Consider the following 6567-nt stretch of genomic DNA (forward strand, 5'->3'; position numbering starts at 1 on the left):
CTCACTGGCCGGTGTGCTGTGCGATGGGCGGTGCCCCAGGGGTGTTGTCGACCTGTACCTGGTCACCGGCCTTGACGTGTTGCAGGCCCTCGATGACCACCCGCTCGCCGGGGGCCAGGCCCTCACTGACGATCCAACGGTCGCCCTGGGCGCTGCCCAATACCACCTGGCGGTCGCTGACCCGCGCCTGCGCGTCGACCACGAGCACCTTGGGTACGCCGGCGCTGTCGCGCAAAATGGCGCGCTGCGGCACGCTCAGGCCCTTGGGCTGCACGGCCTGCTCCAGGCGTACGCGCACGTAGCTGCCGGGCAGCAGGTCGAGGTCCGGGTTGGGGAACTCACTGCGCAGGGTGATCTGGTTGGTGCTGGGGTCGACACTGATGTCGGAGAACAACAGCTTGCCCGGTAGCGGGTAGGCGCTGCCGTCGTCCTGGATCAGCGTAGCGCGGGCCTGGCCGGCGCCTACCTGCTGCAACTCGCCGGCACGCAAGGCGCGGCGCAGGGCGTTGAGCTCGCGGGTCGACTGCGTGACATCGGCGTGGATCGGGTCCAGTTGCTGGATAGTCGCCAGTGGCGTGGTCTCGTTCTGCCCGACCAGCGCGCCTTCGGTGACCTGGGCGCGACCGATGCGACCGGAGATGGGCGCGGTCACGGTGGCGTAGCCGAGGTTCAGGCGGGCGCGCTCCAGCGCCGCCTTGGCTTCGGCCACTGCGGCATCGGCCTGCAGGAAGCTGGCCTTGGCGTTGTCGTATTCCTGGCGGCTGACCGCCTTGTCGTCGACCAGCTGGCGGTAGCGCTGCTCTTGCAGGCGGGCCTGGTAGCGGGTGGCCTCGGCCTTGGCCAAGGTCGCGCGGGCGCTGTCATGGTCGGCCTTGAACGGTGCCGGGTCGATCAGGAACAAGACATCGCCCTGCTTGACGTCGCTGCCTTCGCGGTACACCCGCTTCAGCACCACGCCAGCGACCCGTGCGCGTACTTCGGCAGTGCGCGGGGCGAGGATGCGGCCGCTGAGTTCGCTGCTGATGGCCAAGGGCTGCAGTTGCAGGGTTTCCACCCGTACTTGCGGGGTGGGGGCCTGTTCGTCTTGCTCGGCGCTGTCGCTGCAGCCGGCCAGGGCCAGGCTCATGAACGCCAGGAGCGCCAACGGGCGCAGGGGGAGGGTAGTAGACATGCGGATCTTCCGATGATGACCGTGTATATGCTACGGCAGGCGTTGCCTGGGCGGCTGTTAATACCTGTAGGGCGAGTGTGAAAAAGTGTGAAGAACAATCCTGTGTTGCGCAGTGTTCTATATCCTGAGTATTCCTGTGCCGGCCTCTTCGCGGGTGAACCCGCTCCCACAGGGATCGCACAAGGGCCGACATGGGCATACCTCAATCCAGACTTGATCCGCCTATGCCGAATATTTTCCTGGTCGAAGACGACAGCGCCCTGTCCGAGCTGATCGCCAGCTACCTGCAACGCAACGACTTCCATGTCCAGGTGATCGCCCGGGGCGATCATGTGCTGGACGAGTACCGTCGGCAAAAGCCCGACCTGGTCATCCTCGACCTGATGCTGCCGGGTATCGATGGCCTGCAACTGTGCCGCCTGCTGCGCCAGGAGTCGCAAGGCCTGCCGATCCTGATGCTGACTGCCCGCGACGACAGCCATGACCAGGTGCTGGGCCTGGAGATGGGCGCCGACGACTATGTGACCAAACCCTGCGAGCCCCGCGTGCTGCTGGCCCGGGTGCGTACCCTGCTGCGCCGCAGCAGCGTCAACGAGCCGCGCCTGGACAACGACCTGATCCTGATCGGCGGCCTGCGCATCGACTTGGCCGAGCGCTCGGTCAGCTGGCGTGGCGACGAGGTGGAGCTGTCCAGCGGCGAGTACAACCTGCTGGTGGTGCTGGCGCGCAATGCCGGCGAAGTGATGAACCGCGACCGCATCCTGCAGCAACTGCGTGGCATCGAGTTCAACGGCACCGACCGTTCGGTGGACGTGGCCATCTCCAAGCTGCGGCGCAAGTTTGACGACAACGCCGGTGAAGCGCGCAAGATCAAGACCGTATGGGGCAAGGGCTATCTGTTCAGCCGCGTCGAGTGGGAGTGCTGATCGGCCATGCTCAAGATCCTGGTGCGGCTGTACCTGGTGATTATCGTCGCCTATGCCGGCGCGCTGCTGTTCATCCCCGACACCATCGTCGGCATGTTCCACGACCGTTTCATGGCCTACAACCTGGACCAGGCCAAGGGTGTGCAGTCGTTGGTCGTGCGCCAGTTCCGCCAGGCGCCGCGTGAGCAGTGGCCAACCGTTGAACAGGAGCTGGCCGAAGATTTCGCGCCGCTGCAACTGCAACTGCTGCGTGTGAACCAGGCCGACCTGAGCGAAGAAGAACAGGCACGCCTGGAGCATGGCCTGTACGCCGTGCGGATTGCCGACTGGGGCTATTACGAGACGATCCTGGCGCCGCTGGACAAGGAGTGGCTGGTGCGCCTGCACTCACCGCCAGACCCGCTGGACATCAACGTGTTGTCGTGGGGGGTGACTGTGCTGATCGGCGCGGCCATGCTTGGCTGCCTGCTGTTGTGGGTATGGCCGCACTGGCGTGACCTGGAGCGCCTGAAGGAAACCGCCCGGCGCCTGGGCCAGGGGCAGATGGCCGAGCGTACGCACATCTCGCCACACTCCAACATCGGTGAACTGGCCGGGGTGTTCGACACCATGGCCAGCGACCTGGAACGCCACGTCAACCAGCAGCGCGAGCTGCTTAATGCGGTTTCGCACGAGTTGCGCACACCCCTGACCCGGCTGGATTTTGGCCTGGTGTTGTTGTTCGACGAGGTACCGCCGGCCAGCCGCAAGCGCTTGCTGGAACTGGTCGGGCATGTGCGCGAGCTGGATGAGCTGGTGCTGGAGTTGCTGTCCTATAGCCGCCTGTACAACGCCGACCAGGCCCGTGAGCGGGTCGAGGTGTCGTTGCTGGAGCTGGTCGACAGTGTGCTGGGCGGCTTTGCCGAGGAGCTGGATGGTCGTGGCATCCAGTGGGAAGTGCAGGCCGAGGGTGATTTGCCGCGCTTTGTACTGGACCCGCGGCTGACTGCCCGGGCGGTGCAGAACCTGGTGCGCAATGCCATGCGTTATTGCGATGAAAGCCTGCTGTTGCGCTTGCGCCTGGAAGCGGATGGCGGCTGCCTGCTGACAGTTGAGGATGACGGGATTGGCATTCCGGTTGAAGAGCGGGAGCGGATTTTCCAGCCGTTCTATCGGTTGGACCGGAGCCGGGACCGCAATACGGGTGGGTTTGGCCTAGGGTTGGCAATCAGCCGGCGGGCGATCGAGGGGCAGGGTGGGACTTTGACCGTGGCGCAGTCGGCGTTGGGTGGGGCGCAGTTCAGGATTCGTTTGCCTGCTGGTTGATCCGTTAGCAGGCCCGGCCTCTTCGCGGGTGAACCCGCTCCCACAGGTTTTGTGCATCGTTCCAGATCCATGGGGTCTCCTGTGGGAGCGGGTTCACCCGCGAAAGGGCCGGGCCTGCTAACCCTGATCTGCCAGCTGGCTTGACCACAGCACAAAGCGGTCCTTGCCGCTGTGCTTGGCCTCGTACAATGCCTGGTCGGCGCGCACCATCTCCGCACCGACCAGCACGCCATTGGCGCCCTCGTAGAGGTTGCCACCCAGCGCCTGCTGGTACTCGGCGCGCACTTTCAGCGAGCCGCGGTAGGCGTTGTAGCGGTCGTCGTCGAACCACCATTGCCAGCGTACACCGACCCCCGCACGGGCGTCCTGACGCCAGTCGTTGCTCGGGTCCTGGCTGGAAAACTCGACAAAGCCATAGGGCATGATGGTCTGCGGTGAGCTGCCCGGCAGCTTCCAGGCATGGCCCTGCTGGTAACGCGACAGCCAGGCGTGGTCGCCGGCACGGGTCCACCAGGCGGCGTCGAGGTAGAGGAAGCGCTCGTTCCATTGGTCTTCATCGATGCGCCAGTCGTTGCGCCAGTCACCCTGGTCGAGGAACGGGGCAGTGGCGCGCAGCAGCAGGTCGTTGCTCGATTCGGCGTGGTGGCGCAGGTCGTCCAAAATTCAGGCTTTTTCTTGTTGGCCGCTTCTTGTAACTTTACAGGTCGTCTACCCACGGAGCTGAACATGCAAGGCAAGGCACGCAAGATCGTCCAGGCCATTCTTTATGAGGCCATCGCCGTCGCCTGCGTGGCGCCTGCGCTGGAGCTGGCGTTCGGCGCCGGCATGGCGCAGTCGACCGTGCTGTCGGTGCTGATGTCGGGCATCGCCATGAGCTGGAACATGGGCTACAACTGGGTATTCGAGCGCTGGGAAGCGCGCCAGAACAAGCGTGAACGCACCTTCGCCCGGCGCCTGCTGCATGCCCTGGGTTTCGAGGGGGGGCTGGTGCTGATCCTGCTGCCACTGGTGGCGTACTGGCTGGACGTAAGCCTGTGGGCGGCGTTGCTCACCAACCTGGCGCTGTTCGTGTTCTTCTTCGTTTACGCCTTCGTGTTCCAGTGGGGCTTCGACAAAGTGTTCGATGTGCCGCTTTCGGCGCAGCAAGCCAAGTGTTGACTTCTGCCGGCGCGGCGGGCTAAGTTCCTACCCCATGAACACTTTCCAGCACGTGAACGCCATTATTATTACCGCCATTATCAGTTTGGCGGGCTAGCGCGTACGTGCACCGAACCCGCCCTGGAGGCGGGTTTTTTCTCTCTGACTCCTGGGCAACGTGAAAACAGCCAAGGAGTCATCGATGACCAGCTTCAGCCTTCCTCGTACACCCGTTACCCCCCAGCAACTGCTGTCGGAGCAAGTGCGGCGCATTCTTGCCGCGCCGGTGTACGACCTGGCCATCGAAACGCCGCTGCAAGCTGCGCCGGCCCTGTCTGCCAGCCTGGGCAACCAGGTGTTGCTCAAGCGTGAAGACCTGCAGCCGACCTTCTCGTTCAAGATCCGTGGTGCCTACACCCGTTTGTCCCGCCTGACCCGCGAGCAGCGTGAACGCGGGGTGATCACTGCATCGGCGGGCAACCATGCCCAGGGCGTGGCGCTGGCGGCATCGCACCTGGGCATGAAGGCCACCATTGTCATGCCCACCACCACGCCGTCGCTGAAGGTGGAAGGGGTGCGATCGCGCGGTGGGCACGTGGTGCTGCACGGCGAAAGCTTCCCGCATGCGCTGGCCTATGCGTTGAAACTGGCCGACAGCGAAGGCGCCACCTTCGTGCCGCCATTCGATGACCCGGACGTGATCGCCGGCCAGGGCACCGTGGCCATGGAAATCCTGCGTCAGCGCCCGGGACCTCCGGATGCGATCTTTGTGCCGGTGGGCGGCGGTGGCTTGATCGCGGGTATCGCCGCGTACGTGAAATACCTGCGCCCGGAAGTGAAGGTGATCGGCGTCGAGCCGGAGGACTCCAACTGCCTGCAGGCTGCCATGGCCGCTGGAGAGCGGGTGATCCTGCCACAGGTCGGCACTTTTGCCGATGGTGTGGCGGTGGCGCAGATCGGCGCCCATTGTTTTGAGCTGTGCCGGCACTTCGTCGATGAGGTAGTGACAGTAAGCAGCGACGAACTGTGCGCGGCGATCAAGGACATTTACGACGATACCCGCTCGATCACCGAGCCGTCCGGGGCCCTGGCTGTAGCCGGGATCAAGAAGTACGTGGCACGCGACGGTGTGCAGGGGCAGACGCTGGTGGCCATCGACTCCGGGGCCAATGTCAATTTCGACCGTTTGCGTCATGTGGCTGAACGGGCCGAGCTGGGCGAGCAGCGCGAGGCGATCATCGCTGTCACCATTGCCGAACAGCCGGGCAGCTTCCGCGCATTCTGCCAGGCGCTGGGCAAGCGGCAGATCACCGAGTTCAACTACCGCTATTACCCTGGCAAGGAGGCGCGCCTGTTCGTTGGGGTGCAGACCCATCCGGTGCATGACCCGCGCGAGCAGTTGCTGGCCAGCCTGCGTGAACAGGGTTACAACGTGCTGGACCTGACTGACAACGAATTGGCCAAGCTGCATGTGCGCCATACCGTCGGCGGCCATGCAACGCCGGGTGCGGATGAACGGGTGCTGCGTTTCGAGTTCCCTGAGCGCCCGGGGGCATTGTTGGGCTTTCTCGAGCGGCTGGGCAAACGCTGGAACATCAGCCTGTTCCATTACCGTAATCATGGCGCGGCCGAGGCGCGGGTGTTTGCCGCGCTGGAAGTACCAGGGGATGAGGTGGCGGGGTTGCCGATGGCGCTGGATGAAATGGGGTATCGGTATTGGGATGAGACGGATAACCCGGCGTACAAGCTGTTCCTTGGTTGAGTCAAACATTTGAGGCAGCCTGAACTGGCCCCATCGCCGGCAAGCCAGCTCCCACAGGGACCGCATCAGCCTGAGGCCTGCGCAGTACTGTGGGAGCTGGCTTGCCGGCGATGAGGCCAGAACAGGCAACACAAGACAGTTGCTCCCACCTGCATCATCTTCAAGGCAAACACAGAACCTGTAGGAGCGGCCGTGGGGGGGGGGGGGGGGGGGGGGGGCCCCCCCCCCCGGGGGGGTGGTGTGGGAACAACAGGGGGGGGGGGGCG

At 64.5% G+C, this 6567-nt stretch carries 5 protein-coding genes and 1 pseudogene; 4 read left to right on the top strand and 2 right to left on the bottom strand.

Annotated elements, in window-relative coordinates:
• Position 1: 1 nt before the first annotated feature.
• The gene (locus ACI2KG_RS15210; RefSeq protein WP_404662483.1) at positions 2-1171 is read right to left on the bottom strand and encodes an efflux RND transporter periplasmic adaptor subunit; all 1170 of its coding nucleotides are present in this window, start codon (positions 1169-1171) and stop codon (positions 2-4) included.
• 224 nt (positions 1172-1395) lie between these two features.
• Between ACI2KG_RS15210 and ACI2KG_RS15215 the strand changes: the two genes are divergently transcribed.
• A complete protein-coding gene (locus tag ACI2KG_RS15215; RefSeq protein ID WP_404662484.1) occupies positions 1396-2097 on the top strand; it encodes a response regulator in 702 nt (233 codons plus the stop codon).
• 6 nt (positions 2098-2103) lie between these two features.
• Positions 2104-3402 carry an ATP-binding protein gene (locus ACI2KG_RS15220; protein WP_404662485.1) on the top strand — a complete coding sequence of 433 codons (1299 nt, stop codon included), beginning with the start codon at positions 2104-2106 and terminating at the stop codon, positions 3400-3402.
• A gap of 207 nt (positions 3403-3609) precedes the next feature.
• Here the strand turns inward: ACI2KG_RS15220 and ACI2KG_RS15225 are convergent.
• Positions 3610-4056, bottom strand: a pseudogene (locus ACI2KG_RS15225) (phage receptor); the annotation flags it as partial.
• Positions 4057-4128: 72 nt separating this feature from the next.
• On the opposite strand from ACI2KG_RS15225, the gene ACI2KG_RS15230 reads away from it, so the two are divergent.
• Together ACI2KG_RS15230 and ilvA are read left to right on the top strand one after the other, a co-directional pair.
• Positions 4129-4560 (top strand): PACE efflux transporter, encoded by a 432-nt coding sequence (locus ACI2KG_RS15230; RefSeq protein WP_400617990.1) that lies wholly within the window; start codon positions 4129-4131, stop codon positions 4558-4560.
• A 181-nt stretch (positions 4561-4741) separates the two neighbouring features.
• The gene (ilvA, locus tag ACI2KG_RS15235) at positions 4742-6301 is read left to right on the top strand and encodes a threonine ammonia-lyase, biosynthetic (protein WP_404662486.1); all 1560 of its coding nucleotides are present in this window, start codon (positions 4742-4744) and stop codon (positions 6299-6301) included.
• The last annotated feature ends 266 nt before the right edge of the window (positions 6302-6567 follow it).

Origin of the sequence: Pseudomonas sp. NPDC089407 (assembly GCF_044900445.1) — a bacterium.
In the GTDB taxonomy this organism is placed as follows: domain Bacteria; phylum Pseudomonadota; class Gammaproteobacteria; order Pseudomonadales; family Pseudomonadaceae; genus Aquipseudomonas.